Annotated in this window: 27 protein-coding genes and 1 tRNA gene; 14 read left to right on the top strand and 14 right to left on the bottom strand. The window is 62.8% G+C overall.

Annotated elements, in window-relative coordinates; all coding sequences use genetic code 11:
• Positions 1–55 precede the first annotated feature (55 nt).
• Positions 56–874 carry a halocyanin domain-containing protein gene (locus ACYJ11_RS12475; protein ID WP_461648001.1) on the top strand — a complete coding sequence of 273 codons (819 nt, stop codon included), beginning with the start codon at positions 56–58 and terminating at the stop codon, positions 872–874.
• 41 nt (positions 875–915) lie between these two features.
• Here the strand turns inward: ACYJ11_RS12475 and ACYJ11_RS12470 are convergent, their stop codons facing one another.
• Positions 916–1,689, bottom strand: a complete 774-nt coding sequence (locus tag ACYJ11_RS12470) for a fumarylacetoacetate hydrolase family protein (RefSeq protein ID WP_004593185.1) — start codon at positions 1,687–1,689, stop codon at positions 916–918.
• A 163-nt stretch (positions 1,690–1,852) separates the two neighbouring features.
• On the opposite strand from ACYJ11_RS12470, the gene ACYJ11_RS12465 reads away from it, so the two are divergent.
• The 4 genes from ACYJ11_RS12465 to ACYJ11_RS12450 are packed head-to-tail and all read left to right on the top strand — an operon-like array spanning position 1,853 to position 5,869.
• Entirely contained in the window at positions 1,853–2,587 is a 735-nt protein-coding gene (locus ACYJ11_RS12465) for a prephenate dehydrogenase/arogenate dehydrogenase family protein (protein WP_461648000.1), read from the top strand.
• A complete protein-coding gene (locus tag ACYJ11_RS12460; protein ID WP_461647999.1) occupies positions 2,584–4,080 on the top strand; it encodes a small ribosomal subunit Rsm22 family protein in 1,497 nt (498 codons plus the stop codon). The genes ACYJ11_RS12465 and ACYJ11_RS12460 overlap by 4 nt, the downstream gene beginning before the upstream one ends.
• Before the next feature lie 36 nt (positions 4,081–4,116).
• Positions 4,117–4,938 carry a 5'/3'-nucleotidase SurE gene (gene surE, locus ACYJ11_RS12455; RefSeq protein WP_461647998.1) on the top strand — a complete coding sequence of 274 codons (822 nt, stop codon included), beginning with the start codon at positions 4,117–4,119 and terminating at the stop codon, positions 4,936–4,938.
• A 7-nt stretch (positions 4,939–4,945) separates the two neighbouring features.
• Positions 4,946–5,869 carry a DMT family transporter gene (locus tag ACYJ11_RS12450; RefSeq protein WP_461648439.1) on the top strand — a complete coding sequence of 308 codons (924 nt, stop codon included), beginning with the start codon at positions 4,946–4,948 and terminating at the stop codon, positions 5,867–5,869.
• A 10-nt stretch (positions 5,870–5,879) separates the two neighbouring features.
• Here the strand turns inward: ACYJ11_RS12450 and ACYJ11_RS12445 are convergent, their stop codons facing one another.
• The 3 genes from ACYJ11_RS12445 to ACYJ11_RS12435 form a co-directional block, all read right to left on the bottom strand.
• Positions 5,880–6,566, bottom strand: coding sequence for a DUF7504 family protein (locus tag ACYJ11_RS12445; RefSeq protein WP_461647997.1), 687 nt, complete (start codon positions 6,564–6,566; stop codon positions 5,880–5,882).
• Positions 6,563–7,480 (bottom strand): GAF domain-containing protein, encoded by a 918-nt coding sequence (locus ACYJ11_RS12440; RefSeq protein ID WP_461647996.1) that lies wholly within the window; start codon positions 7,478–7,480, stop codon positions 6,563–6,565. Before ACYJ11_RS12440 ends, ACYJ11_RS12445 begins: the two co-directional genes overlap by 4 nt.
• A 117-nt stretch (positions 7,481–7,597) precedes the next feature.
• Positions 7,598–8,848 (bottom strand): alanyl-tRNA editing protein, encoded by a 1,251-nt coding sequence (locus tag ACYJ11_RS12435; RefSeq protein ID WP_461647995.1) that lies wholly within the window; start codon positions 8,846–8,848, stop codon positions 7,598–7,600.
• 233 nt (positions 8,849–9,081) lie between these two features.
• Between ACYJ11_RS12435 and ACYJ11_RS12430 the strand changes: the two genes are divergently transcribed.
• Positions 9,082–9,210, top strand: coding sequence for a hypothetical protein (locus ACYJ11_RS12430; RefSeq protein ID WP_461647994.1), 129 nt, complete (start codon positions 9,082–9,084; stop codon positions 9,208–9,210).
• A 299-nt stretch (positions 9,211–9,509) separates the two neighbouring features.
• Here the strand turns inward: ACYJ11_RS12430 and ACYJ11_RS12425 are convergent, their stop codons facing one another.
• From ACYJ11_RS12425 to ACYJ11_RS12400, 6 genes are all read right to left on the bottom strand, one after another.
• Positions 9,510–11,084 (bottom strand): methyl-accepting chemotaxis protein, encoded by a 1,575-nt coding sequence (locus ACYJ11_RS12425; protein ID WP_005535091.1) that lies wholly within the window; start codon positions 11,082–11,084, stop codon positions 9,510–9,512.
• A gap of 2 nt (positions 11,085–11,086) precedes the next feature.
• Positions 11,087–11,368, bottom strand: coding sequence for a hypothetical protein (locus tag ACYJ11_RS12420; protein ID WP_005535092.1), 282 nt, complete (start codon positions 11,366–11,368; stop codon positions 11,087–11,089).
• Between the two features lie 234 nt (positions 11,369–11,602).
• Positions 11,603–12,001, bottom strand: a complete 399-nt coding sequence (locus tag ACYJ11_RS12415) for a hypothetical protein (protein ID WP_461648438.1) — start codon at positions 11,999–12,001, stop codon at positions 11,603–11,605.
• Positions 12,002–12,063: 62 nt separating this feature from the next.
• On the bottom strand, positions 12,064–12,876 hold the full coding sequence (locus tag ACYJ11_RS12410; RefSeq protein ID WP_461647993.1) for an HD domain-containing protein: 813 nt from the start codon (positions 12,874–12,876) through the stop codon (positions 12,064–12,066).
• Between the two features lie 46 nt (positions 12,877–12,922).
• The gene (locus ACYJ11_RS12405; RefSeq protein WP_188976432.1) at positions 12,923–13,390 is read right to left on the bottom strand and encodes a peroxiredoxin; all 468 of its coding nucleotides are present in this window, start codon (positions 13,388–13,390) and stop codon (positions 12,923–12,925) included.
• A 59-nt stretch (positions 13,391–13,449) separates the two neighbouring features.
• The gene (locus ACYJ11_RS12400) at positions 13,450–13,695 is read right to left on the bottom strand and encodes a hypothetical protein (protein WP_461647992.1); all 246 of its coding nucleotides are present in this window, start codon (positions 13,693–13,695) and stop codon (positions 13,450–13,452) included.
• Between the two features lie 565 nt (positions 13,696–14,260).
• Between ACYJ11_RS12400 and ACYJ11_RS12395 the strand changes: the two genes are divergently transcribed.
• The 3 genes from ACYJ11_RS12395 (at position 14,261) to ACYJ11_RS12385 (ending at position 16,658) form a co-directional block, all read left to right on the top strand.
• The gene (locus tag ACYJ11_RS12395; RefSeq protein ID WP_170098536.1) at positions 14,261–14,500 is read left to right on the top strand and encodes a twin-arginine translocase TatA/TatE family subunit; all 240 of its coding nucleotides are present in this window, start codon (positions 14,261–14,263) and stop codon (positions 14,498–14,500) included.
• A gap of 77 nt (positions 14,501–14,577) precedes the next feature.
• Positions 14,578–14,651 (top strand) — tRNA-Arg (locus tag ACYJ11_RS12390).
• 375 nt (positions 14,652–15,026) lie between these two features.
• Complete coding sequence (locus tag ACYJ11_RS12385; protein ID WP_461647991.1) at positions 15,027–16,658, top strand: GMC family oxidoreductase; 1,632 nt, start codon at positions 15,027–15,029, stop codon at positions 16,656–16,658.
• On the opposite strand, the gene ACYJ11_RS12380 is transcribed toward ACYJ11_RS12385, so the two are convergent.
• From ACYJ11_RS12380 to ACYJ11_RS12370, 3 genes are all read right to left on the bottom strand, one after another.
• On the bottom strand, positions 16,655–17,233 hold the full coding sequence (locus ACYJ11_RS12380; RefSeq protein WP_461647990.1) for a metal-dependent hydrolase: 579 nt from the start codon (positions 17,231–17,233) through the stop codon (positions 16,655–16,657). The two genes, ACYJ11_RS12385 and ACYJ11_RS12380, sit on opposite strands and share 4 nt — an antisense overlap.
• A gap of 85 nt (positions 17,234–17,318) precedes the next feature.
• The gene (locus ACYJ11_RS12375) at positions 17,319–17,771 is read right to left on the bottom strand and encodes a hypothetical protein (RefSeq protein ID WP_005535107.1); all 453 of its coding nucleotides are present in this window, start codon (positions 17,769–17,771) and stop codon (positions 17,319–17,321) included.
• 48 nt (positions 17,772–17,819) lie between these two features.
• Entirely contained in the window at positions 17,820–18,518 is a 699-nt protein-coding gene (locus ACYJ11_RS12370; RefSeq protein WP_188976424.1) for a chemotaxis protein CheC, read from the bottom strand.
• 258 nt (positions 18,519–18,776) lie between these two features.
• Between ACYJ11_RS12370 and hisC the strand changes: the two genes are divergently transcribed.
• The 4 genes from hisC to ACYJ11_RS12350 are packed head-to-tail and all read left to right on the top strand — an operon-like array spanning position 18,777 to position 21,542.
• Positions 18,777–19,859, top strand: coding sequence for a histidinol-phosphate transaminase (hisC, locus tag ACYJ11_RS12365; RefSeq protein WP_461647989.1), 1,083 nt, complete (start codon positions 18,777–18,779; stop codon positions 19,857–19,859).
• Entirely contained in the window at positions 19,856–20,365 is a 510-nt protein-coding gene (locus tag ACYJ11_RS12360) for an adenylate kinase family protein (protein ID WP_461647988.1), read from the top strand. Before hisC ends, ACYJ11_RS12360 begins: the two co-directional genes overlap by 4 nt.
• Positions 20,362–20,970, top strand: a complete 609-nt coding sequence (locus ACYJ11_RS12355) for a CDP-alcohol phosphatidyltransferase family protein (protein ID WP_461647987.1) — start codon at positions 20,362–20,364, stop codon at positions 20,968–20,970. Before ACYJ11_RS12360 ends, ACYJ11_RS12355 begins: the two co-directional genes overlap by 4 nt.
• Positions 20,971–21,011: 41 nt before the next feature.
• Complete coding sequence (locus tag ACYJ11_RS12350; RefSeq protein WP_170098004.1) at positions 21,012–21,542, top strand: multiprotein bridging factor aMBF1; 531 nt, start codon at positions 21,012–21,014, stop codon at positions 21,540–21,542.
• On the opposite strand, the gene ACYJ11_RS12345 is transcribed toward ACYJ11_RS12350, so the two are convergent.
• Positions 21,543–22,148 (bottom strand): response regulator transcription factor, encoded by a 606-nt coding sequence (locus ACYJ11_RS12345; RefSeq protein WP_461647986.1) that lies wholly within the window; start codon positions 22,146–22,148, stop codon positions 21,543–21,545. It lies immediately after the preceding gene.
• 98 nt (positions 22,149–22,246) lie between these two features.
• Here ACYJ11_RS12345 and tpiA point away from each other — a divergent pair, with 98 nt between their 5' ends.
• On the top strand, positions 22,247–22,894 hold the full coding sequence (gene tpiA / locus ACYJ11_RS12340) for a triose-phosphate isomerase (protein ID WP_005535122.1): 648 nt from the start codon (positions 22,247–22,249) through the stop codon (positions 22,892–22,894).
• Positions 22,895–22,901 lie beyond the last annotated feature (7 nt).

The raw sequence follows: 22,901 nt of genomic DNA, 5'->3' as shown, positions 1-22,901 counted from the left end.
CAGACAGTTTCTCGCAGGCACAGGGTTGACAGCGCTTGCCGTTACCGCTGGGTGCGTGTCCTCGGGAAGTAGTTCAGAACCAGCGGCCGAAACCGGAACCGAAACCGCGACGCCAACCGAAACTGCGACACCAACCGAAACACCTGAATCGACGCCCGAGTCGCTTGACGACTGGCTTGATGATGCCAACGGCTACGACGGCGAACCCCGCAGGTTCGGCCCCCAGTCCCGGCCAACGGTCTGGGTTGGTCAGGAGACGGACAGCGGACTGGCGTTCGACCCGCCTGTCATCGAAGTTCCGCCGATGACACTCGTCCGGTGGGACTGGACCGGCCACGGCGGCCAGCAGAACGTGGTCGCACTCGATGGACCTTTCGACAGCGGCCGGACAAACGCGCAGCCCGGAACAAAGTACCACTACTTCTTCGAGGAAACCGGCGAGTATCGCTACGTCTCCGAACCCAATCGTGACGGCGGCATGAAAGGTGCGATTATCGTGAAAGAGCCACCGTCCTCGGGCAATACAAAAGTCGACGAGTGGCTCGCAGCGGCGAGTAACTTCGAGGGCACCATTGTCGACCGCACCGACACTGACACCGCAACTGTTACCGCCGGTGCGGAAGGCAACGGTGGGCAGTTTGCCTTCGACCCACCTGCACTGAAAATCTCGACCGAGACGACCGTCCGCTGGGAGTGGACCGGCGAGGGCGGGCCACACAATATCGTCTCAAAAGGCGATGGCCCGCTCGACTCGGAACTCGTCACCGAAGAAGGGAGCACCTACGAACACACCTTCGAGGAGACCGGGACCTACCTGTACTCGTGTATGCCACACAAAAGTCTCGGGATGAGAGGCGCAATCGTTGTCGAGTAGCGATCGTCGTGGAATAGTGTCCGAACTGACCGGCTAGCCGCCTATGGAATCTTGACGCTGTGTTTGAGCGTCCCGATACCTTCGATTTCGACTTCGACCTCGTCGCCGTCTTCCATCGGGCCGACCCCTTCGGGCGTCCCCGTAGCGATGACATCGCCGGGTTCCAGCGTCATGTACGAGGTTATCTCCGCGATCAGTTCGGGGACTGAGAAGATGAGGTGCTCGCGGGAGGAGGACTGCTTCGTCTCGCCGTTCAGTCGGAGTTCGATGCTGGCGTCCTCCGGGACGTGCTCCGGTGTGGCCACGAGCGGGCCGATCGGGCAGGCGTTGTCGAAGGCCTTCCCGCGGACCCAGTTCTGTTCTCGCCGCTGGTCGTCGCGATTTGAGATGTCATTGACGCAGGTGTAGCCCGCGACCACGTCCATCGCGCCCGATTCGCTGACGTTCCGGCACTGCTCGCCGATGACGACACCGAGTTCGGCCTCGTAGTCGATGCGTTCCTTCCCCGAGGGCATCGTGAGGTGTTTGCCGTGGGACGCGACGGCGTTCGGGGCTTTGAGAAACAGCATCGGCCGGTCCGGGACGTCCGAGTCCATCTCCTCGGCGTGGTCGGCGTAGTTGCGCCCGATGCAGACGACTTTCGTCGGCTCGCAGGGCGGGAGGATATCTACCTCGTCGGGGTCGTAAGACTCGTCGCCAAAGGCGATACGGCCGTACGGCCCGGCAGCGGCGGTGACGACTGGCTCGCCGTCCTCGACAGTCCAGCGGCCCCCCCGGACGTTCCCCGCGGTATCACGGAATCGAACGCGCTTCATGTCACCGTTCTCTCAGGGCCGACAGATAAGCGTTTAGGAGGGGGAAACCGGACCACAGCGGGCTGTTCGACGGCTGTCTACCCGTCCATCGTCACCTGCGGTGTCGCGGTGAGGAGGAGTGTGACCGAACGGCTTTTGAGACGGGACGGGCTACGCTGGGCCGATGAACGTCCTCGTCGTTGGCGCCGGCGCGATGGGCCAGTGGTTCGCACATACGGTCCGGACCCACGCCGACGCGACCGTTGCCTTCACCGACCTCGACCAGTCGGCCGCTGAAGCCGCTGCCGACTCGGTCAGCGGGCGCGCTGTCGCCAGCGACGCGGCCGAGACTTTCGACGTTGTCTGTATTGCGGTGCCGATGCCCGTCGCCGAGGCGGCTATCGACGAGTTCGCACCGCATGCCACGGATGCAATCGTCGACGTGACGGGGAGCATGGCTGGCCCCGTCGCGGCAATGCGGGATGCCATGCCCGATGGTCAGCGGCTCAGCCTCCACCCGCTGTTTGCCCCCGAGAACGCGCCCGGGAACATCGCCGTCGTCGCCGACGCGTCGGGTCCCGACGCCGATACTGTCGTCGACGCACTCGCCGCAGCCGGGAACAACTGCTTCGAGACGACGGTGGCAGAACACGACGAGGCCATGGAAACGGTCCAGGCCAGCGCCCACGCCGCCGTACTCGCGTTCGCGATGGCCGCCGCCGACGTGCCCGACCGGTTTCAGACGCCGATTTCGGCCGGCCTGTTCGATCTCGTCGAGCAGGTCACCGGTGGCGACCCGCGGGTGTATTCCGATATTCAACGTACGTTCGACGGCGCGGACGCGGTTGCCGACGCCGCCAGGGAACTCGCCGACGCCGACGCAGAGACGTTCGAACGGCTCTACGAGCAACTCTCATGAACCAGGACACACGCCAGCAGATACGCGACAACGCCCAGTACCTCCGGAACGTCCGGCCGCTGGACCCAGAGGAGCTACACGAATACGTCGAGGGCCAGCCCCACCCCGCCGTCGTCAAGCAGGTGCTCCGGGAGGAAGCGTTCGATCTGGGCATCGTCGAACAGGACGACGGGACCTTCGTTCCGGCACCTGAGGGGCGACTGTCGGTGAACTTCGACGGCGTCAAGCGGTTCCCCGACAGCTACGAACAGGAAGTTATCGACCTGTTGACAGAGTGGGGCGGGCTGGAGTGGCACAGCGGCGACAGCGGTGACGAACTCAGGGAGCGCATCCGCGACATCAAGGAGCGGTACCTGCAGGGCCAGGCCGTCGAATACGACGAACTGAGCGCGCTCGGCTACGCCGTCTACCACCTGCCGGACTACTACGCCGTGGCGAAGTACGTCCTCGCGGACCTCGCCGCTGACGGCCTGCTCCCGTCACAGCTTCGAGTGCTGGACGTTGGGGCCGGCGTCGGCGGCCCGGCGCTCGCCCTGCGCGACCTGCTCCCGGACGATGCCCTGCTGGACTACCACGCCGTCGAGCCGAGCGCCGCTGCGGACGTGCTGGAGGGCTTACTGGAAGACAGCGGCCAGAACGTCCGCTGGGAAATTCACCGGTCGCTCGCCGAGGAATTCGACCCGTCGTCACCGCTTGTCGGCGATGACAGCGGGGGTGGGGCCGGCAACGACAGCGGTGGGGCTGGTGGTGGCGACAGCGGTGGCAGCGACACCGACCCCGAGGGATACGACCTCATCATCTTCGGCAACGTCCTCAGCGAACTCGACGACGCGGCGGCGACCCTCTACCGGTACGTCGAGGCGCTTGCCGACGACGGAACGTTGCTGGCGTTGGCTCCGGCTGACCGGAACACAGCCATACAGCTCCGAACCGTCGAGCGCGAGGTGGCCGACGGCGGTCCGGCGACGGTGTACGGGCCGACAGTGCGGCTCTGGCCCCACCAATCCCCCGACAGCGAGTCGTGGTCGTTCGACCGCAAACCGGACATCGAGGTACCGACGATGCAGCAGCGCCTCGACGACCCCGCCGGCGGCACGGGCGAGTTCGTCAACACGGACGTACAGTTCGCCTACAGCGTCCTGCGGACGGACGGGAAGCGAAAGCACGACGTGACGCCGGACCGGGGCATCCACGCGCCGATGGCCGACGCCGAGAACTACGTCACCGACCGGGTGAACTTCCTCGGGGTCAAGCTCAGCCACGACCTCGCCGAACGGGAGGGTGCAAATCCGCTGTATCTGCTGGGGGACGGCAGCCAGCAAGTCGACCACTTCGCCGTCCTCACCGAGGCGTCGATACTGAACGAGGACCTCCGGAAAGCCGACTATGGCGACCTGCTGTCCTTCGAGAACGCGCTGGTCCTGTGGAACGACGACGAGGAGGCGTACAACGTGGTCGTCGACGGCGAGACGGTCGTCGATCGAGCGCGCTAGCGGTGGGCTTTTCTCAGGGACGGCCCGACAAAGTGTATGGACGAGCCGACGATTCTGCTGACGAACGACGACGGCATCGAGAGCGCCGGCCTCCGGGCGGTGTACGACGGTCTCTCGACAGTCGGCGACGTGACTGCGGTCGCCCCGGCAGAGGACCAGAGCGCGGTCGGTCGGGCTATTTCACACGAAGTGACCGTCCACGAGCACGAACTCGGCTACGCTGTCGAAGGGACCCCTTCGGACTGCGTCGTGGCGGGGCTGGAAGCGCTCGTCACCGACACCGACCTCGTCGTCGCGGGCTGTAACCGCGGGGCGAACCTCGGCGCGTACGTTCTGGGCCGGTCGGGGACCGTCAGCGCCGCCGTCGAAGCCACCTTCTTCGACGTGCCGGCGATGGCTGTCTCGATGTACATCCCGGTCCGTGAGGACGCCGCCTTCGCCGACATCGAGGCCAACGGCGACAGCTATCGCGAGGCAGCGAAGGCGACGACCTACCTCGCCGACCACGCCGTCGACGCCGGCGTGTTCGAGCAGTGTGACTACCTGAACGTCAACGCCCCCGTCGCCGAGTGGGGTGACGCACAGATGACGGTCACACGGCCGTCTCACCTCTACGAAATGGACGCCGTGCAGGATGGTGACGCCGTGACACTCCACGACCGCATCTGGGAGCACATGGCCGACGGCGAGATCCCCGACCCCGAGGGGACCGACCGCCGCGCCGTCGTCGACGGAAAGGTCAGCGTCTCGCCACTGACTGCGCCGCACACGACGGAACACCACGAGGCACTCGACGCTATCGCGGAGACGTACGAACCGGGCGACGATGAAGCGGCCAACGACGAGGCGGCCGACTGAGCGGACGATGCGGTTCCGCAACGCCATCCTCTTCGTCGCGCTCGCAGTCGCCTGGGGCAGCGCCTTCACCGCGATCAAAGCTGGGCTGGAGTACTTCCCGCCGATCCTGTTTGCGGCGTTCCGGTACGATCTCGCTGGGCTGTTGATGCTCGGCTACGCGGTGTACGCTACCGACCAGTGGGTCCCGAAGGGTCGAACCGACTGGATCGTTGTGGGTATCAGTGGCACACTCATGATCGCCGCGTACCACATCTTCCTGTTCGTCGGCGAGCAGGGAACCACCAGTGCCGCCGCCGCTATCGTCGTGAGCCTCTCGCCGATTCTCACGACTGGATTCGCGCGTGCGTTCCTCCCGGACGAGCGTCTCACGACGCTGGGGATCGTCGGTCTGCTCGTCGGGTTCGTCGGTGTCGGCGTCCTCAGCAACCCCGACCCGGGGAACCTGCTCGACCCCCGAACCGTCTCGCTGGTTCTGGTGTTCCTCGCGGCCACGTCCTTCGCCCTCGGGAGCGTGCTGACCCGTCGGTTCGACGACAACCTAGAGATAGAAACGATGGAGGCGTGGTCGATGCTGCTCGGTGCGGTACTCATGCACGGTATCAGCTTCGGGGCCGCCGAATCGATGGCCGACGTTCAGTGGACTGCTGAAGCCGTGCTGGCTCTGCTGTATCTGGTTGTCGTCGCCAGCGCGCTCGGCTTCCTCATTTACTTCGACCTGCTAGAGCGACTCGGGCCGATCGAGATCAACCTCGTCTCCTATGCCGCGCCTGTCGTCGCTGCCGCCACCGGACTGCTGTTCCTCGGCGAGACGCCGACGGTTTACACGGGTGTCGGATTCACCTGTATTCTCGTCGGGTTCGGGCTGTTGAAGCGGGACGCCCTGCGAAACGAGGTCGCACGGTTCAGCGGGACGCCGAACCGAGGCGATTGAGCCCCCGTTACTATTCTGAGAGAGTGAACGGCTGCCAGCCGCTGGGCTGGTCTGGCAGGCCACGGACCCGGAGTTCGCCATCGCCCGTACCGTTCTCGGACTCCCTGACCTCGATGCGCCCGTCAGCGACCTGGCTTAACGTATTAACTGCCTTCGTGTCGTGGGTCGTCGGATCAATAGCGAGCACCCCGAGGCCGCCGGCACTATCAATGCGACCAGAGACGGTCTGTGCAAACTGAAACAGCGCCCGCAGATCGACGTACATCGATAGCGACGAGAGGCTTATCAGCCCAGTCCGGACACGCCCGTTTTCGACGGTGCCGTACAGCCCCTCGTACAGTGCCGAGAACTTCATTCCGATTCCGGTCAGGTCACTCTGTGTCGAGACGTACTTCACACGTTCGCCAAGCGCTGACTGTGCGGCGTCTTGCCCGCTACAGTCGATGACCCCCATCCTGGTGTCGTCAAATGATGGCCGGGTCTGTTGACAGGCGTTCAACAGCTTTTCGGCGGTCATGTTCGTCGAAATGTACAGCATCCCCTCTCCGGCGTCACTTCCGTCAGCAACGAGCGTTCGTGCGACGCCCTCTGCACGGCTAAGGGCCGGCCCAGCGACGAGGACGATCGTCCCCTGGTCGATCGGATTGATCGGGATACCGTCGGCGAACTCGTACCCGCCATCAGTCTCTGCAGTCATTGCGCTCCCCCCGTGTCACCCGCAACGCCGTCCAGCCGCGAGTGGAGTTCGATGAGATCCATCGCGACGTCGGCGAGGTCACGGAGGTACGCCTCGTCGGCCGCCGAGAACTCCCGCGGGTCGTCGTCGTACACGCACAGCGGCCCGATGACCAGCCCGGTCGACGTGATGAGGTTTGCACCCATGTACGCCCGGATACCCATGTCCAGAAGCGTCTCACTCCGGGTCTCGAAGCGAGGGTCCTCCGTGACGTCCTCGACGGTCATCACGTCGTCATCTTCGAGAATGGTAAACGTACAGATAGAGTCCTCGCGGTCCATCGATTCCCAGTCCTGTGCGTCGCCGTAACAGGCCAGGAAGTCCTGGCTGTGTTCGTTGATGATGTTTATCGAGGCCCGATCGACATCGAAGTGGTCGGCCGCGAGGTCGGTGATTCGGTCCAGCGATGCCAGCAGGTCCGGGTTGTCGAGGTCATAGGACCGAAGCGCCGCCAGCCGCTCGGTCTCGTTCTGTGGCACCGGGTAGGTCGCCTGAGCCCGCGTTTCGATGGTCGTTCCCAGCAGTTGCGAGAGGCGTTCCGTCCCGAAAATCGAATCCTTGCCGACGTACTCCGTAATCGAGCCGCGAAGCTCCGTGGTATCGATGGTGTCCGGGTCAGTATCGGTATAGAGAATACATCCGGCGTCTGGACAGGCCGTCTCTGCCGCCCCGATGAGGTCAAAGCCGGTGCCGTCGGGGAGTTCGTACTCGGTGATAACCGCTGCGGTGTCCGTTGAGAGCTCGGCCTCCGCGTCGGCCAGCGACCCAGCCGTTTCGAAGCGGAGGTCCTGGTCCGCCAACTCCGACTGGATCTTGTCGACCGTCTCCTCGCAGACGTCCTCGTCCGGGTCCACACAGAGAATGCGATGTACCATCGTATCTGGTGTGAGATTCCTGCCGGCAGGCATGTACGTACTGGCCCAGCTATCAACCACGAAAACGGGAGCAGAGCCGATTGCGAAGCGGACGGACTGACCGCCTGTTTCGCCCGCTCAATCCACGTTTCCGGGGAGGTCCTTGAGGAAAGCGACGATAGCATCCCCATCAGCGCCGAGTCCACCACCCTGTGCGACTGTCGGTCGCCCGCCGCCGCCGCCACCGAACTCTGTGGTCACCTGATCGACCACTTCGCCGGCATCGACGCCGCCAGTCGTCGCGACGCCGAGATACTGCCCATCGGCGTCGACCAGCGCGGCCACGTCGATATCGTCGTCGACAGCGGAATCCGCCCGGTCAGCGAGCGCGTTCGCGTCGAGACCCGTCACGGTCCCGACGAGCCACCGCTGCCCGTCCGCTTCGATGGCGTCGTCACGCAGGTCAGCGAGACGGGAATCGACCAGACGCTCTTGGAGGGTCGATACGGTGCCCCGGAGGTCGTCGCGCTCCGACTGGAGTCCGTCGACAGCATCCGGGAGTTCAGTAACGTTCGTATCCAGCGACTGGGCGGCAGCCATCGCCTGCTCGTGCTCGGTCGCGCGCTGGCGGATCGCTCGCGGACCGACGGCGAACTCGACGCGAGTCAGACCCTCGCCGGGGTTGGACCGACCGAGCACGGTCACTGGCCCGATCTCCCGCGTGTTCCCGACGTGTGTCCCACCACAGGCTGCCACGTCCCAGTCCTCGATGGTGACGACACGGACTGTCTCACCCTCGATTCCCTCTTCGGTCTTCGTGTTGAACGCGATATCGTCGCGGTCCAGTGCCTCGTCACGCGGTATTTCTTCCCAGGTCACGTCGTATGATTCCCAGACCGCGCGGTTAGTCAGCCGCTCAAGTTCGGAGAGTGTCTCGTCGTCGATTTCGGTTGTCGTTTCGAAATCTACACGCACCTTCCCGGAGATAGCCGGTCCGAATTCGTCGCCACCGGCATCGTCCGGGATTGTCGCGCTGATGTCGAACCCGCCGTAGCCGAGATCCGACAGCAGCCGGCGACCAGCGCCATAGAGGACGTGACTGGCCGTGTGGGCACGCATGCAGTACGTCCGGAACGCCGTGTCAATCTGGCCTTCGACTGTCTCGCCCGGATCGAACGCCGGCGGCTCGGCCAGTTCGTGGACGATATCGCCGTTTCGGTGCTGGACGTCGACGACCTCGACACCTCCAAGAGTGCCCCGGTCTGCCGGCTGACCACCGCCTTCAGCGTAGAAGTATGTCTCCGCTAGCACGACGGCGGTCGAATCGATACGGTCGACGGTCGACGTGAACGTCGTCACAGTGGGCTCGGCCGCGGCTGTTCCCGTCATCGGGCGTGGCTACGTCGGCGTGCACAAAAACGTCTGGGCGGCCCGGAACAGACGAGTGTCGGGACTGCGCGGCCGACAGGAGCGAGGTCTTCGTGCGTCCGAGTCAGTAGGGGCGGTGTAGGGGGTTACCGACGCCGGTGTCACGGTTATCCGAGGTATAATCCACTTGTGTCACTGTATCCGTTCCCGATACAGTGCTACTAATTAAGTACCGATAGTGACGCTTACAGCCCATGCTCTGGAGTGGGGTCCAATCGATACTGCTCTGGCTGGTGGTGGTCTGGCTGTTCGCAGTTGGGCTGTTTCTGGCACTTCTGTACGCGTCCGGGGAGCGGGACCGCGGTGAGCAGGCCCGCGCGTAACTGTCGTGACTGGCGGCCCAGATGGCGTGATAGCGATGTCTGACGCCCGGCTGACGGCCCATCGGAATCGGCCCTCTGTCTTGCGGTTTTCACTTTCACTGTGAATTACCCGATTATATACGGCCTGGCTCCCTGTCTGGCAATATGATCGAGCGATTACGCCGTGTCGTGGGGACTCAACAGCGGTCACATCTGGAGTGTCGACGCTGTGGAACCACTATCGAAACGGATAGCTCGACCTGTCCAGTGTGTGGCTCCGGTGACATCGCGCAGTACGATTTTTAGTCGTTGGCTCTCTGTTAGTCCGTCGTCGCTCCCGCATTCACAGCCCCTGTCTGGGCCTGCTGCTCCTGTACGTCAAATTGGGCGACAAGGGAGAGGAGTCGCTCTGCGCTGTCTGACAGCGAATCAGCACTAGTCGCAATCTCCTGAATCGTCGCAGTCTGCTCCTCCGTTGCCGCCGACACTTCCTGTGCCTGTTCGGCTGTCTGGTCGCTAATCGATGTAACTTCGTCCAGCATCGTGACGACCTTCTGCCCGGAATCAGCCTGTTGATCGGTGGCCTGGCTGATCGACTGGATCGCGCTGCTGGCCTCCTCGACTTCGGTGACAATTCGATTCAGTGCGGTGGCTGTCTCGTCGATTGTTTCCCGAGTTTCCTCGACCTCCGACTGCGTGTCGTAGATATCGTCGGCGACACTTTCCGTCGATTCTTCGATCCCCTCGATTAGTGTCTCGACTTCCTGGGTTGCGTCGGCAGTCTCACCGGCCAGCGTTTTGATCTCGGACGCCACAACGGCAAATCCTTCACCCGCTTCACCGGCACGCGCGGCCTCAATTGACGCATTGAGCGCGAGCATGTTCGTCTGTTCCGCGATGTCGTTTATCAGGTTCACAACCTCTTCGATTCGTTCGACAGCATTCTGAAGTTCTGCTACCTCCGAGACGGTTTCATCAGTCCGGGCTTCAAGCGTGGCCATCTTTTCGACGGCTGTCCCGGCCGATTCTTCACCTTCCTGACCCAGTTCTGCGGCCTGCTGTGACTGGGTAGCGACTTCTTCAGACGAGGAGGCGATCTCTTCAATCGTCGCCGATAAGTCGCTCATCTCGCTGCTCGCTTCGTTAATTTTCTCGCTCTGTGTTTCCGTTCCGGCAGAAATCTCTTCAGTGCTCTCGGCGACCTCTGCACTGGCGGACCGGATATCCGAAGCCCCGCCTGTGACTTCTGTGCTTTCCGTGTCAACCTGCTGTGCGAACGATTGGATCTCGGCGATAACGGTCTGGAGTTCGTCCATCATCGAGTTGAACCCCGACCCGATTCTTGCCATCGCATCGTTCTGGCTATCCGCGTCTACTCGGACCGTAAGATCCCCAGCCGCTGCTCGTTCCATCGCTTGGCCGTAGGACGTGGCGGTCGATTCTAGATCTGCGGTCAACTGCTCAAGCTCCGCCTCGCGTTCTTCGATCTCCGCTCGCGCCTCCTCGGATTCACGCTGTGCGTCTTTTGCCTGCTTGCGCTGTTTGTTTGCCTTCTGTTTCGCTTGCTCTGCTTCCTGTCGTTTCGTCTCTGCCTCGTCGACCAGTTCTTGCATCTCCGTGACAAGCGAGAGGGTGGCTGTCCCTCCGATAGCGAAGACGGCAACGGTTGATGTCATCAACGGCCCTGTTGCCAGATTGAACACCTCTACGTAGATGCCGGCTTTCTCCAGCATGAGGCTGAATGTCCAGACGGCCCCAAGCGTGGATGCAAAGCTGAACGTCAGCCAGAAGGCCGACTCGGCTTCAGTATCCCGATAATTGAGCCAGCCAAGCGCAGTCGCAGCGACAAAGCCGAGCGCGCCCAGACCGTCGAAGATGGGTGTAATTCCGACCATTGTTAGCCCTCAGTTTTGATCCGGTTCTCCCGACGAAGATAGGCGGCTAGGAAGAAAGTAATCCCAGCAACACCGATTCCGACGCCGTGTTCAACAAAATTCAGTACATCACCGAGAACGACCGCTTCGAGGTTTGTTGCTACCATTCCAACCACAAGGAGGACGTACCCGGCGGTGAACCACCGAGTTTCTTCCCGATACTGTGAGAGGACGGGTACTAAGCCGATTACTGCAACGAGCAGACCTACAACCTCTAGTGTTCCGAATGGGCCAATGCCGACCATGTTTGGTCAAGCAATTGCGTTTAAAAAAGTTTCTCGCCCATAACATCAAAATCGATAACAGCAGCCCACTCAAGGTTATATATACATATCTATCCGTCTATAACAACAGCACCCAATCGGTAGTCTCGCAGATGCGAAGAATAGGGTACTACGTTGCTAGCTAAAGCGAGTATGACAGCGTTCCAATGAGATATATGCCGACACTGGAGGGCAAGAAAGCAAAGACCCCACTGGTTACTGTTCGACGTCGACCCAGATATCAGATGTTATTTTCGCATCCGAGTTGTCCGGATGTGTCATGGTGAGCTGGTCCCCGCCCTCGACTGCGATGAGGTCGACAGTGTTGCTCTCCGCGTGATTCCGCGTCGGGTACGTAAATGGTCGTGACCGCGTCGGAAGATCGCTGATCGACGGACACTCCGGCGGCGCAACGACATCGTCAGCGAACCCATCCGTGTGAATCGTCGACTGTGGTTTGTCTCGACCACGTCTATCAAGCCACTCAACACACCTCTCCCCAAACGAAATGGTCTCAATGGCTGAGTGCACGCGGTACCTGACCCGGTCCAGAAGCGAGGGCGACGGCACGTCGCCGTCGTCCGTCTTGCCCCGGGCACCCCGTGGCTCATCCATGGGTGTGAGACTCATGGGCATAGCTAGGGAAGCACGGTACAAAACCGTTGTGTCGCTCCTGCTTAGAGTTCGATTCGTTCGACGATCTGGTTGCCGTCCTCTCGAGTGTTGAGCGCAACGATACGGACGTGTTCTTCCAGTCCAGAGTGCTTGAGTTTGGCTTTTAGAAGATTATCAACCTGATAGACGCCGGCCGCGTTGTTCATCGCGATTTCGACGAGGACAGGATAGTCGTCGCCTGGGCTCAGCGTCACCGTCTCGATAGCCTGGCTGGAGACGGTGTCGATACCGCGTCCGCCGCGCTTGTACGGAATGCGAGAACGGCCACGCTCCATGTCCAGTGCGTCGGCGACGCGAACGACGCCGGCTTCCAGCGTCAGCGGGTTTTCCTCTGTGTGGTGACAGAGAATCGCGTGTAACACCTCGCCTTTTATTTGAACGGCCTGTCGAACGTCGTAGAGCTCGTCGAGCAGGTCATCGAGGATGTCGGCCGCAAGCGGGATCGAATAGTACGGGTGTGAATCGCGGTGGACGACGTGCCCAATGTCGTGCAACGTCGTTGCGAGTGCGATGATGACAGCCTCGTCAGCCTCGTCGAGGCCGTGGTCGGCCGCACCGTTGAACTCGACGCCGCCCTGTTTGAGGAGGTCATACAGGCACAGCGCTCGGTTCCGAACGATACCGATGTGTTTCGCGCCGTGGTCGTTGTACTGTTTGCGCGCGACGGGGTTGATGTTCTGGGCTTCGAGATACGCCTGGATCTCCTCGTCAGCCGTGATGGTGTCGAGAACTGCGTTCAGTCGCTCGTCCGGGAACGCATGGTCCGCCTCGGGGTCGTAGATACGGCCGCTGGTATCGTCGCTATCAACGCTCATACCACAACCCAGACGATCCACCGCGAAAAATCCCCCACCGGCGCGATCAGGTGGCGGCGTCGATAACCTCGTCGTAGTCCGGTTCAACGCCAGGGTCGTCACTGACCCAGGCGTACGTGACTTCCTGATTTTCGTCGACAACAAAGACAGCTCGCTTTGCTACGTTCGGAACGCCGAGTGCCTCGAAGTCCATCGAAATGTCGTAGGCATCGACTATCTCCCGCCCGGAGTCGCTGACGAGGTCGAACTCAAGTCCCAGCTCGTCCCGGAACGCGTTCTGTGAGAACGGTGTGTCGATGCTGACACCGTACAACGTCGCCCCTGCCTCGGTGAGTTCGTCGAGTCGGTCCTGAAACGAGTTCATCTCGTGACTGCAAACGCTGGTGAATGCGCCCGGGAAGAACGCGAGCACGACAGGCCCGTCGTCGAGCGCCTCGGACAGCGTTATTTCGTCAACGTCGCCGTTTGCGATCGGTGCCGTGAAATCGGGTGCAGTGTCTCCGACTGATACCATACTGCCGAGTTGACCCAGGCGAGTAAAACCCTTTCCGACCTGACCGAGTCCGGACGTGCTCAGAACTGTGCAAACTTCGCCGTGACCTCATCGATCCACTCCGGCAGGTCGCGGTCCGCAAGTGTCCCGTTAGCGTCACGGGTCGTGACGACATCAGCGATTTCGCCCTCACGCGTGATATCGAGTCGCCACACCCCGTCAGCCTCGATATCGACTCGAACGACGTCCTCCCCCACGGGCTTGATCGGTCGGATCGTTACCTCTTCTCCGCTCCTGACTTCCATTGTGTGACTATCGGCCGTCATCTGGTATCTTTGAGCGCCCGACAGTAGTTATATCTCCGGGCGGAGAGTGTGCCCGTCCTGCGCTATGGTTGGTGAGCAGTGGCTTAACAAGAATATAACAAATTGACACGAGCGTGTAGCCGGTACTGCGGGTGCGAACCCGCACGCAGGCAGACCATGTATGTCGGACATGGCCACGGAAATCGTGTCACCTGAACAGCCCCAGCTATCGACTCAGTCCCGTGGACATGCTGCGGTCTACCCATCGACGTGCCAACCCAAGCCAGCGACACCGTGAAGTCAGAGATCCAGTGCCTCGTGTTGCCGCTTCCGAGCCACACCCATTGCCCACGCCCCCTGTGTCAGGCCTCGCCGTCGGTTCCCGGCGAGGCCGTTTCGACAGACAAAGCGGCCACGGCTCCGTTATGACTACCGTTCGGTCTGCTTCCCACGCCAGCCAGTACTGGAGAGTCGGTCTCGACGGCAGTGACTCGCCTGCCAAGCCGTCCTGAGCAAAAAGGTTATAATAGCAACCACGTAACCTTCGGATACAATGTTAGGGACATCCGGAGTACTGTTCCCGGGGATGCCCGGGACGACGGAGATGATGGTCATCCTCCTCATCGCCGTCCTGCTGTTCGGCGCGAACAAGATTCCAAAACTAGCGCGGTCGACTGGCGAAGCCATGGGCGAGTTCCAGAAGGGGCGCGAAGAAGTCGAACAGGAACTCGAAGAAATGCGTGATGGCGGCGCTGCAGAAGGAGCCGACGCGTCCACCGTGGACTCGTCCGAATCGACCGAGACGGCGACAGAAACCGAGACGTAATCTCGACCACTTCTCCGTTTTCAGCTGGCGATAGTGATAACGAAAGGATTTTTCACCGCTCAATCGACCACCCGGTAGGGCGTGTGGCCTAGTGGACCAGGGCGAGGGGTTCCTAACCCCTAGAACGCGGGTTCGAATCCCGCCACGCCCGTTTTCCGGCGAACGACAGTGAGCCGTGAAAACGCACGGAGATTCGAAGCACGGAACGAGGGAGCGAAGCGAGCGAAGTTCAGGCGGTTCGAATCCCGCCACGCCCGCTTCGTGGTTTCTCGCGTCCGCTCGAAACACACTCGCAGCCGTGGCGTAGTTCGCAAACGCGCCGCGTTTGCTCACTCCCGCCACGCCCGTTCTGCGACGAGCGAACTAGACGGAGTTCAAACCATACAGGTCGCGCGCAGCGGCGTGAACACGTCTGCCCATACTGTCGTGCCGACACGGCCTATGATGGCTGGGAGGCGACGTAGTCGCCGTACACGGCACCTGAGATGCCAACGTATAAGTTTAGGCTTACCTAACTCATGCTGAAATGGACCGGGAGCCGTCCGAGCGGGCGGATGTCTGTGTCGTCGGGGCGGGGCCGGCAGGGGCACTCATCGCGAGCCGACTCGCCAGCGACGGACAGGAGGTGGTCGTGCTGGAGGCCGGGCCGCGGTTCGACAGGTCGAAACGAGAGCAGCAGATGGAGGCGGCGATCCGGCCCGGCGACCACGGGTCCGTCTGGGAGATGGGCGGCGACCGCGATGCGTTCAGTGCGAGCGGCGAGCGGTACTACCCGTTGAACATCTCACGGGTCAAAGGCGTCGGCGGGTCAACGCTGCACTGGCAGGGGATGGTGATGCGATTGCACCCCTCTGATTTCGACGGCAGCCACGACACCGACGACCCGGCGTGGCCGATCAGCTACGACGACCTGCGGCCGTACTACGCGGACGCCGAGCGGGCGCTTGGGGTCGCCGGTGACGCGGACAACCCCTTTGCACCGCCGCGAGACGGTGCATATCCGCTGCCCGGGTTCCCGCCGTCGTACAGCGACTCGTTGTTCGCGGAGGCCTGCGAGCAGTTGGGCATCACGATGCACTCCGTTCCTAACGCCCGGAACTCTGAACCGTACGATGGCCGCGGGCCATGCGTCGGCTACGGGACCTGCCAGCCGGTCTGTCCCTCGGGCGCAAAGTACGACGCCAGCGTCCACATCGAGGACGCCGAAGCCGAGGGAGCCAGAGTCATCGACCGTGCGCCGGTCCAGCGTCTCGTCACTGACGGCGACGGGCGTGTCGAGGCGGCCGTCTACGCGACGCCAGATGGGACCGAACACCGCCAGACGGCCCGCGAGTTCGTCATCGCGGCGGGCGGCGTCGAGACGCCGCGACTCCTGCTCCTGTCAGCGAGCGACGACCATCCGGACGGGCTGGCGAACAGTTCGGGGCTGGTCGGCCACTACTTCATGGACCACCTGTTCGCCGGGGCGGGCGGGACGCTCGGCCGGGAAACGCGACAGAACCACGTCGGCTTTCTCACGAGTGAGTGTCACCAGTTCTACGACGACCCCGGGCAGGCAGTCGAGCATGTCTCGGACGGCGAGACGGTCGTTGGGGCGACCGACGAGGCGCTGTCGCCGCTGAAACTGGAGTTTCTGAACTACGCCGGTCCGTCGCCGGTCGAACTCGCGCTCTCCGGCGAGGAGTGGGGCGATACGCTGCTGTCGAGCCTCCGCGAGAGCTACGGCACCAGCATCGCGATGGGCGGACTGGTCGGCCAGCCGCCGCGAAAGGAGAACCGTGTGACGCTGGACACGTCAACGACGGACGATCACGGGAACCCGGTGCCGGACATCCAGTGGTCGTGGGGCGACCGACTGGAGCGGTCGCTCTCGCGGGCGAACGAGATACAGCACGCCGTGCTGTCGGAGCTGGGGGTCGACATCTCGTGGACGGTTGGGCCGGCCGACACCGGGCCAGCGTACCACCACATGGGTACGACGCGGATGGGGACTGACCCACAAACGAGCGTGGTCGATCCGCAGCTACGGACCCACGACGTGGCGAACCTCTCGATTGCGTCCTCGTCGGTGTTCGTCACCGCCGGGTCGATGAACCCGACGCTGACCATTGCCGCACTCGCACTGAAGTGCGCTGACCACGTTTCTGAGCGGCTTTAGTCAGCAGATTCGGTGAACACTGCTTTGCTCCGACGAGTGACTGCCCGGAAGCCGGGCGCGCCGTGGGCGAGCCACACGGCGACAGCAAGGCCGAACAACCCGAACTGAAACAGGACGTACGGTTCGAATGAGAGCGAAGCGAACTGCTTGACGAAGGACGTGTCGTTGGCGTATGGCGGCGGTGGCTGGAGCGGCCAGACGAGAAAGCGCAACCACTGGAGCTGTGTCAGGTCACCGCCGAGTACCCCGGCCACCGCTGTCGGGCTCATGTCAGTCAAGATGTGCACGAATGCACCGACTGTGAACGCTGTCGAGAGGTCCGTTCGGCGATATCGGACGGCGAGTCGATGCAAGACCACGGCGAGGACGAGGAGGGTGAACACCGAATGGGCAAGCGACCGCCCGGACGGCAGAACGCCGAACGTCCAGGCGAACGGTTTGTCGATCAGGTCCGGGAACTGCGACCCCACCGCCAGCGCAGTCAACGTGGCTGCTGTCTGGCGACGGGTCGGGTCAATCCGGGTGAACACAACGAAGACGAGGTAGGCGACGGCGAGATGTCCCCACGGCCACATTGAGTTTCGATATGCCGGATGATGATTTGTATCTGCTGATACAGGTATGGCGTGAGGAGTAAGCGGTAACTGATATCTCGGCCCTTTAGTACAGGCCGAGAATGGCACCAGCGTCGAGCAAGAGGAGAATTGATACAAGAGACGCCCCCAGCAGGAACGGGCGTGCGTTCCGAGCCGGTTCGCGCACCTTCTGCTGGTCGAAACCGTCGCTGAGCTTCGACGCGCCGACCTCAACGAGGCCGGCCAGAGTGAACCACAGGACGATCATCGTGATGACGAGGTGGCCGCGACCAGTCCCCGTCAGCGACTCGGCAGTGTAGCGGGTCGCTGCCAGATGCCCACCCGTCAGAAACAGGAGCGTTGCACTCGCCCGGGACACCGTCTTGAGCTTCCCGGTAATCGCTGACAGGGGTCCCGGCGAGGAGTCTCCGTTCATCGCCGTCGGGAGCACAGCGTAGGTCATGAACAACACGGTTCCAGCCCACAGCGCGGCGAATATCAGGTGCACCCCGAAGACAGCCGCGTTTACGACACTCATATGCAGCGGTTGGACGCGACCCTCTTCAACGTCGTGGGTTCGGTACAGTTACTCCGAAGAATCAAAGGCATCGAGGGCGTCCGCATCACCCGACATATCGAGCTCTGTGACCGCGTCGGTGTCGGCAGAGATGTGCGTCTCGCGGTCGGTGTCGTAGTCCAGTTGGTCGATAAGGTGGACGAACGAGCCGGGGTCGGGGATGAGGAAGATGCGGAGCGAGAACGCGACATCGCTCTCCTTGATGTCGACGAGCGAGTCGAGCACGATAGTCAGCGAGTCCCGTCGGACATGCGAGAGCGCCTTGTCGGCGATCTCGGTCGCGTCGTCCTGGACCACCGTCGGCGTCCCCATGTTGATGGTCGCGTTCAGCGTGTTCGCGATGCCGTCGATGAAGCCCGATGTGAGGATGTTACACATCTCCTGCAGTGCGGACTCGTGGAGCTGTGTGAACCCATCGTCAACGCTGGAGCCGGTCATCAGCTCCGCAATCTCCGCGGCCGTCTCCGTCTCGAACGTCATCAGGAAGACGCCGTAGGGCGGCTCTGTCAGCCGGACACGAGCGCTGTAGATATTCCCGCCGCCCATTTCCGTGGCGATATCCTCCGGTTGGACGAACGAGAGACTCTTGATCTCGACGGCGGCGTCGACGCCGGCCAGCGTCGCCAGCGAATCGGCGACCTGCTCGGCCCCGTCCTGAATGAGCCGCGTAATGAGCGTGAGTTTCCGAATATCGATGAGAAGCGGCATTGCAGGCTAACAGGGCCTATGGTGTGTTACCGTTTTCGGTGGCTACAGCTGTCGGCAACTGGACAATGGCTCACCGTAACGCTCATTACCACTCACTGACAGGGATTCGGTGGGGAGCGTGCTATTCCGTGCCTTACCCGTCATCGACGGGTTTCTCACGGGAAGCCGCCAGCAAATTTCTGTGCGAAACTGGCTGGGGGAGCTACGGCCACGCCCGATGTGAGCACGCTTAAGCCGCCCCGTCCGTTTTGCACAGCCATGGAACCACGGGACCTCTCCGCTCACACTGTCTATCGGGCAGGTCGCGGTATCGAGGAGGTCGCCCGGGAACTCGGTCTCGACCCGGACGACATGGTGAAGCTGGCGTCGAACGAGAACATGTACGGGCCGAGCCCGGACGCCGTCGAGGCGATTCGCGGGTCGGCCGAACGGATGCACTCCTATCCGAAGGCCTCCCACGCCGACCTCGTCGACGAACTGGCGGACATGTGGGACGTAACACCGGAACAGGTGTGGCTGAGCAACGGCGGGGACGGCGCACTGGACTGCCTCGCCCGGGCGATGCTCGACCCCGGTCAGGAGGTACTCGTCCCGTCGCCGGGCTTCGCGTATTACGCGATGAGTGCCCGCTATCACCACGGCGAGGTCAACGAGTACACGCTCTCGAAGGCTGACGACTTCGCTCAGACCGCCGACACTGTCCTGAAAGATTACGACGGCGAGCGCATCGTCTACCTCACCAGCCCACACAACCCGACCGGGGCGGAGTTCACGACCGATGCAGTCCGGACTATCGCTGAAGAAACCGACGAGCAGACGCTGGTCCTCGTCGACGAGGCTTACGGTGAGTTCACCGAAATGCCGAGCAAGCGGCCGTTGCTGGACGACCGCGACGACGTTGCGCTCCTGCGGACGTTCTCGAAGGCGTACGGGCTCGCGGGGATTCGACTCGGCTACGCTGTCGTTCCCGAGGACTGGGCCGACGCCTACGCCCGCATCAACACGCCGTTCTCGGCCAGCGAACTCGCCTGCCGTGCCGGGCTGGCGGCGCTCGACGACGACGAGCACGTCGAGCGCTCCGTCGAAACCGCTTCGTGGGCTCGGGAGTACCTCTCTGAGGAACTCGACGCGCCGACCTGGGACAGCGCAGGAAACTTCATCCTCGCGGAGGTCGGCGACGCGTCGGCCGTCGCGGATGCCGCCCAGGAGCGCGGCGTCATCATCCGCGACTGTTCCTCGTTCGGACTCCCCGAATGCATCCGTATCACCTGCGGGACGCGTGAGGACACGGAACGCGCCGTCTCGGTACTGAACGAAGTCATCGAGGTGGTCGAGCCGTGAGAGTCGCCGTGACCGGGACGCCGGGGACGGGCAAGACAACGGCAGTGGAACACCTCGATACAGGCCTCGACACGCTCCACCTCAACGACGTGATCAAGAACGAGGATGGGTTCTCGACGGGCATCGACGAGGACCGCGGGAGCCTCGTTGCCGACCTCGACAGGCTGTCCGAGTGGCTCGACGGCCGTGACGACGTGCTGTTCGAATCCCACCTCGCGCATCACTTCGACGCCGACCGGGCAATTGTGCTGCGAGCCCACCCTGAAACCATCGTTGAGCGGCTTCGGGAGCGCGGCGACGACGATTCGAAGGCCTACGAGAACGCGGAGTCGGAAGCGCTCGATGTCATCCTCGGGGAAGCCGTCGAAGAGCACGGCATGGAGTCAGTGTACGAGATCGAGACGACGGACCGGGACCCCGACGAAGTGGCACGGGAGATTCAAGCCGTCGTGGACGGCGAGCGAGAGCCGAGTGCAGGGACTGTCTCCTACATCGACTGGCTATGACGCTCGACAAGTTCCGCCCGCTGGCCGACCGCGCGCTCGGGCCGTTCGTCAGCGCCGCCAAGGTAGCCGGCCTCTCACCGAATGGCGTCAGCGTCATCGCGTTCCTGTTGGCCCTCGGCGCGGGCGGGGTGTACGCCGTCGCGGCGCAGGACCCCATGCTGTATCTCGGCGGCGCCGTCCTCGTCTTTCTGAACGGCTGGCTTGACCTCGTGGACGGGGCGCTCGCGCGGGAGCTGAACGTCGCGTCGTCGGGCGGTGACCTGCTGGACCACGTGCTGGACCGCTACGCCGACATCGGCATTATCGTGGGCCTCGCCGCGGGCGTGAGCCAGTGGGAACTGGGCATCGCCGCGGTCACCGGCGTCCTGATGACCTCCTATCTCGGGACGCAGGCGCAGGCGGTCGGTCTCGACCGCGTGTACGGTGGCTTGCTCGGTCGCGCCGACCGGCTCGCACTCGTCGGTGTCGTGACGGGCGTCGCGGCGTTCGTCCCGACCGCGCTGGCCGGGCTGACGCTGGTCGGCTGGCTGCTGGTCGTGTTCGCCGTCGTCGGGCACGTTACCGCCGCCCAGCGGTTCTATCACGCGATGGCCGCGCTGGAGTAGCCAGCGCACCATTTATACCGCGCCCCGTCCAAGCCGTCGGTATGGTTCAGTGCGAGATGTGCGGAACGGAGGTTTCGTCTCCGAACCGCGTCAAAATCGAGGGAGCCGAACTCGACGTCTGTGACGAGTGTACCGACTTCGGCACGGAGGTCAAGACGGAGGAGACGTCGTCCACGTCGACGAAGTACTCGACGTCGTCCTCCTCGTCATCGTCGTCGAGTTCGTCGTCCTCGTCGAGTTCCTCGGGTGGTGGCGGGTCCAGTGGCCGCCGTCGGGATATGTTCGACGAGATGGACGAGATCGCACAGGATTACCACGACCGAATCCGAAAGGGTCGGGAATCCCAGGGTCTCAGCCAAGAGGAACTCGCCAAGCAACTCAACGAGAAGGCGAGCCTGATCCGGAAGCTCGAACAGGGCAACTCACTGCCTAGTGACGACGTCCAGAAGAAACTCGAAAGTGCACTCGAGATCTCCCTGAGCGCCGGCGGCAGCGCCGACGAGACGGAATGGTCCGGCGGCAGCAGCGACGGCGAGTACACGCTCGGCGACGTCGTGAAGCGAAAGGACTAGCTACAGCTGGAGGTCGCCTTCTTCGACGTCGAGTTCGTCAGCGAGTGACTCGACGTTCGATGAGATGGTTTCGATCTCATCTTGAAGAGCTTGGTAGCGTTCACTGTCCTGCAGTTCCCGGTCGGTCTTTTCGACGCGGAGGACGTTGCGCTTGAGCTTTTTCGATGTGAGTGTTCGAAGTCGATCGTTGTACTCTCGGATCTTGTACAGTCGGTCGACGACCTCCTGAAGGTCGTCGCGAGTGACAGGTTTGACAAGGTAGTCGTCGACGCGCATCTCGATGATGTCGAAGTCCGGGTCGATGGCGGTAACCATCGCGACACGGCATCGAAGGCCTTTCTCCTCGATCTGTGCGAGCACTTCGTTGCCAGAGACGACTGGCATCCGGCGGTCGAGTAGCACCACGTCGATGTCGGGCGACAGCAGTTCCAAGCCTTCCTCGCCGCTGTAGGCCGTCTGGACGTGATACTGTTCGGATAAATAATCGGTGTACAGGTCGGCCAGATGTTGCTCGTCTTCAACTATCAGAACGGTCGGTGTGTCGTCATCCCCTGCTGTCACGGCTTGTCTCGTTTCTTGTCTCGGCTGAAGCGTAATAATTGTCATCCCCGAGCGCCGGACCGAGATGGATCGACGGCACAGTGATAGGGCCGCCAAACGGCGGCTTCGCAACCTATTTCCCCACAGCAGCCGGTGCGTTTCGTATGTTCGTCCTTGTCAATCTGAAGGCGTACCCGTGTGATCCAGTGGAAGTAGCGACCGCCGCTGCTGACGTGAGCGATGATTCCGGCGTTCGTGTCGCCGTCGCGCCACAGGCCGCACAGATCAGCGCTGTGGCGGAGACCGGTGTCGAGACGTGGGCCCAGCACGTCAGCGCCGTCGAACACGGCAGCCATACCGGCAGTACCCTCGCCGAAGCCGCGGCGGACGCCGGTGCCGTCGGCACACTGCTGAACCACTCCGAGAACCGACTCAAGCTCGCGGACATCGACGGCGCGCTCGACGCCGCCGACCGCGCAGACCTCGAAACCATCGTCTGTGCGAACAACCCCGCACAGATCGGTGCGGCCGCCGCGCTCGACCCCGATGGCGTCGCCGTCGAGCCGCCGGAACTCATCGGGACCGGAACACCCGTCAGCAAGGCCGACCCGGACATCGTGACCGGCGCGGTCGACGCCGCCGCTCGCGTCAACGGCGACGTGGACGTGCTCTGTGGGGCCGGCATCTCGACCGGCGAGGACCTCGTTTCGGCGAGCGATCTCGGCGCGAGCGGCGTCCTGCTGGCCAGCGGCGTTGCGAAGGCTGACGACCCGCGCGCAGCGCTCGAAGACCTCGTCGAACCGCTGCTGTAAAATCGCC

The sequence above is a fragment of the Haloarcula sp. H-GB5 genome (genome assembly GCF_054850705.1).
This window is presented reverse-complemented; position numbering and strand designations above follow the sequence as displayed.

What these genes read in the sequence shown, in the direction of transcription:
- ACYJ11_RS12470 (WP_004593185.1), bottom strand. Translation starts at nt 1,689, where the DNA reads ATGAAGCGCGTTCGATTCCGTGATACCGCGGGGAACGTCCGGGGGGGC.
- ACYJ11_RS12465 (WP_461648000.1), top strand. Translation starts at nt 1,853, where the DNA reads ATGAACGTCCTCGTCGTTGGCGCCGGCGCGATGGGCCAGTGGTTCGCA.
- ACYJ11_RS12460 (WP_461647999.1), top strand. Translation starts at nt 2,584, where the DNA reads ATGAACCAGGACACACGCCAGCAGATACGCGACAACGCCCAGTACCTC.
- surE (WP_461647998.1), top strand. Translation starts at nt 4,117, where the DNA reads ATGGACGAGCCGACGATTCTGCTGACGAACGACGACGGCATCGAGAGC.
- ACYJ11_RS12450 (WP_461648439.1), top strand. Translation starts at nt 4,946, where the DNA reads ATGCGGTTCCGCAACGCCATCCTCTTCGTCGCGCTCGCAGTCGCCTGG.
- ACYJ11_RS12445 (WP_461647997.1), bottom strand. Translation starts at nt 6,566, where the DNA reads ATGACTGCAGAGACTGATGGCGGGTACGAGTTCGCCGACGGTATCCCG.
- ACYJ11_RS12440 (WP_461647996.1), bottom strand. Translation starts at nt 7,480, where the DNA reads ATGGTACATCGCATTCTCTGTGTGGACCCGGACGAGGACGTCTGCGAG.
- ACYJ11_RS12435 (WP_461647995.1), bottom strand. Translation starts at nt 8,848, where the DNA reads ATGACGGGAACAGCCGCGGCCGAGCCCACTGTGACGACGTTCACGTCG.
- ACYJ11_RS12430 (WP_461647994.1), top strand. Translation starts at nt 9,082, where the DNA reads ATGCTCTGGAGTGGGGTCCAATCGATACTGCTCTGGCTGGTGGTGGTC.
- ACYJ11_RS12425 (WP_005535091.1), bottom strand. Translation starts at nt 11,084, where the DNA reads ATGGTCGGAATTACACCCATCTTCGACGGTCTGGGCGCGCTCGGCTTT.
- ACYJ11_RS12420 (WP_005535092.1), bottom strand. Translation starts at nt 11,368, where the DNA reads ATGGTCGGCATTGGCCCATTCGGAACACTAGAGGTTGTAGGTCTGCTC.
- ACYJ11_RS12415 (WP_461648438.1), bottom strand. Translation starts at nt 12,001, where the DNA reads ATGGATGAGCCACGGGGTGCCCGGGGCAAGACGGACGACGGCGACGTG.
- ACYJ11_RS12410 (WP_461647993.1), bottom strand. Translation starts at nt 12,876, where the DNA reads ATGAGCGTTGATAGCGACGATACCAGCGGCCGTATCTACGACCCCGAG.
- ACYJ11_RS12405 (WP_188976432.1), bottom strand. Translation starts at nt 13,390, where the DNA reads ATGGTATCAGTCGGAGACACTGCACCCGATTTCACGGCACCGATCGCA.
- ACYJ11_RS12400 (WP_461647992.1), bottom strand. Translation starts at nt 13,695, where the DNA reads ATGACGGCCGATAGTCACACAATGGAAGTCAGGAGCGGAGAAGAGGTA.
- ACYJ11_RS12395 (WP_170098536.1), top strand. Translation starts at nt 14,261, where the DNA reads ATGCCCGGGACGACGGAGATGATGGTCATCCTCCTCATCGCCGTCCTG.
- ACYJ11_RS12385 (WP_461647991.1), top strand. Translation starts at nt 15,027, where the DNA reads ATGGACCGGGAGCCGTCCGAGCGGGCGGATGTCTGTGTCGTCGGGGCG.
- ACYJ11_RS12380 (WP_461647990.1), bottom strand. Translation starts at nt 17,233, where the DNA reads ATGTGGCCGTGGGGACATCTCGCCGTCGCCTACCTCGTCTTCGTTGTG.
- ACYJ11_RS12375 (WP_005535107.1), bottom strand. Translation starts at nt 17,771, where the DNA reads ATGAGTGTCGTAAACGCGGCTGTCTTCGGGGTGCACCTGATATTCGCC.
- ACYJ11_RS12370 (WP_188976424.1), bottom strand. Translation starts at nt 18,518, where the DNA reads ATGCCGCTTCTCATCGATATTCGGAAACTCACGCTCATTACGCGGCTC.
- hisC (WP_461647989.1), top strand. Translation starts at nt 18,777, where the DNA reads ATGGAACCACGGGACCTCTCCGCTCACACTGTCTATCGGGCAGGTCGC.
- ACYJ11_RS12355 (WP_461647987.1), top strand. Translation starts at nt 20,362, where the DNA reads ATGACGCTCGACAAGTTCCGCCCGCTGGCCGACCGCGCGCTCGGGCCG.
- ACYJ11_RS12350 (WP_170098004.1), top strand. Translation starts at nt 21,012, where the DNA reads ATGGTTCAGTGCGAGATGTGCGGAACGGAGGTTTCGTCTCCGAACCGC.
- ACYJ11_RS12345 (WP_461647986.1), bottom strand. Translation starts at nt 22,148, where the DNA reads ATGACAATTATTACGCTTCAGCCGAGACAAGAAACGAGACAAGCCGTG.
- tpiA (WP_005535122.1), top strand. Translation starts at nt 22,247, where the DNA reads ATGTTCGTCCTTGTCAATCTGAAGGCGTACCCGTGTGATCCAGTGGAA.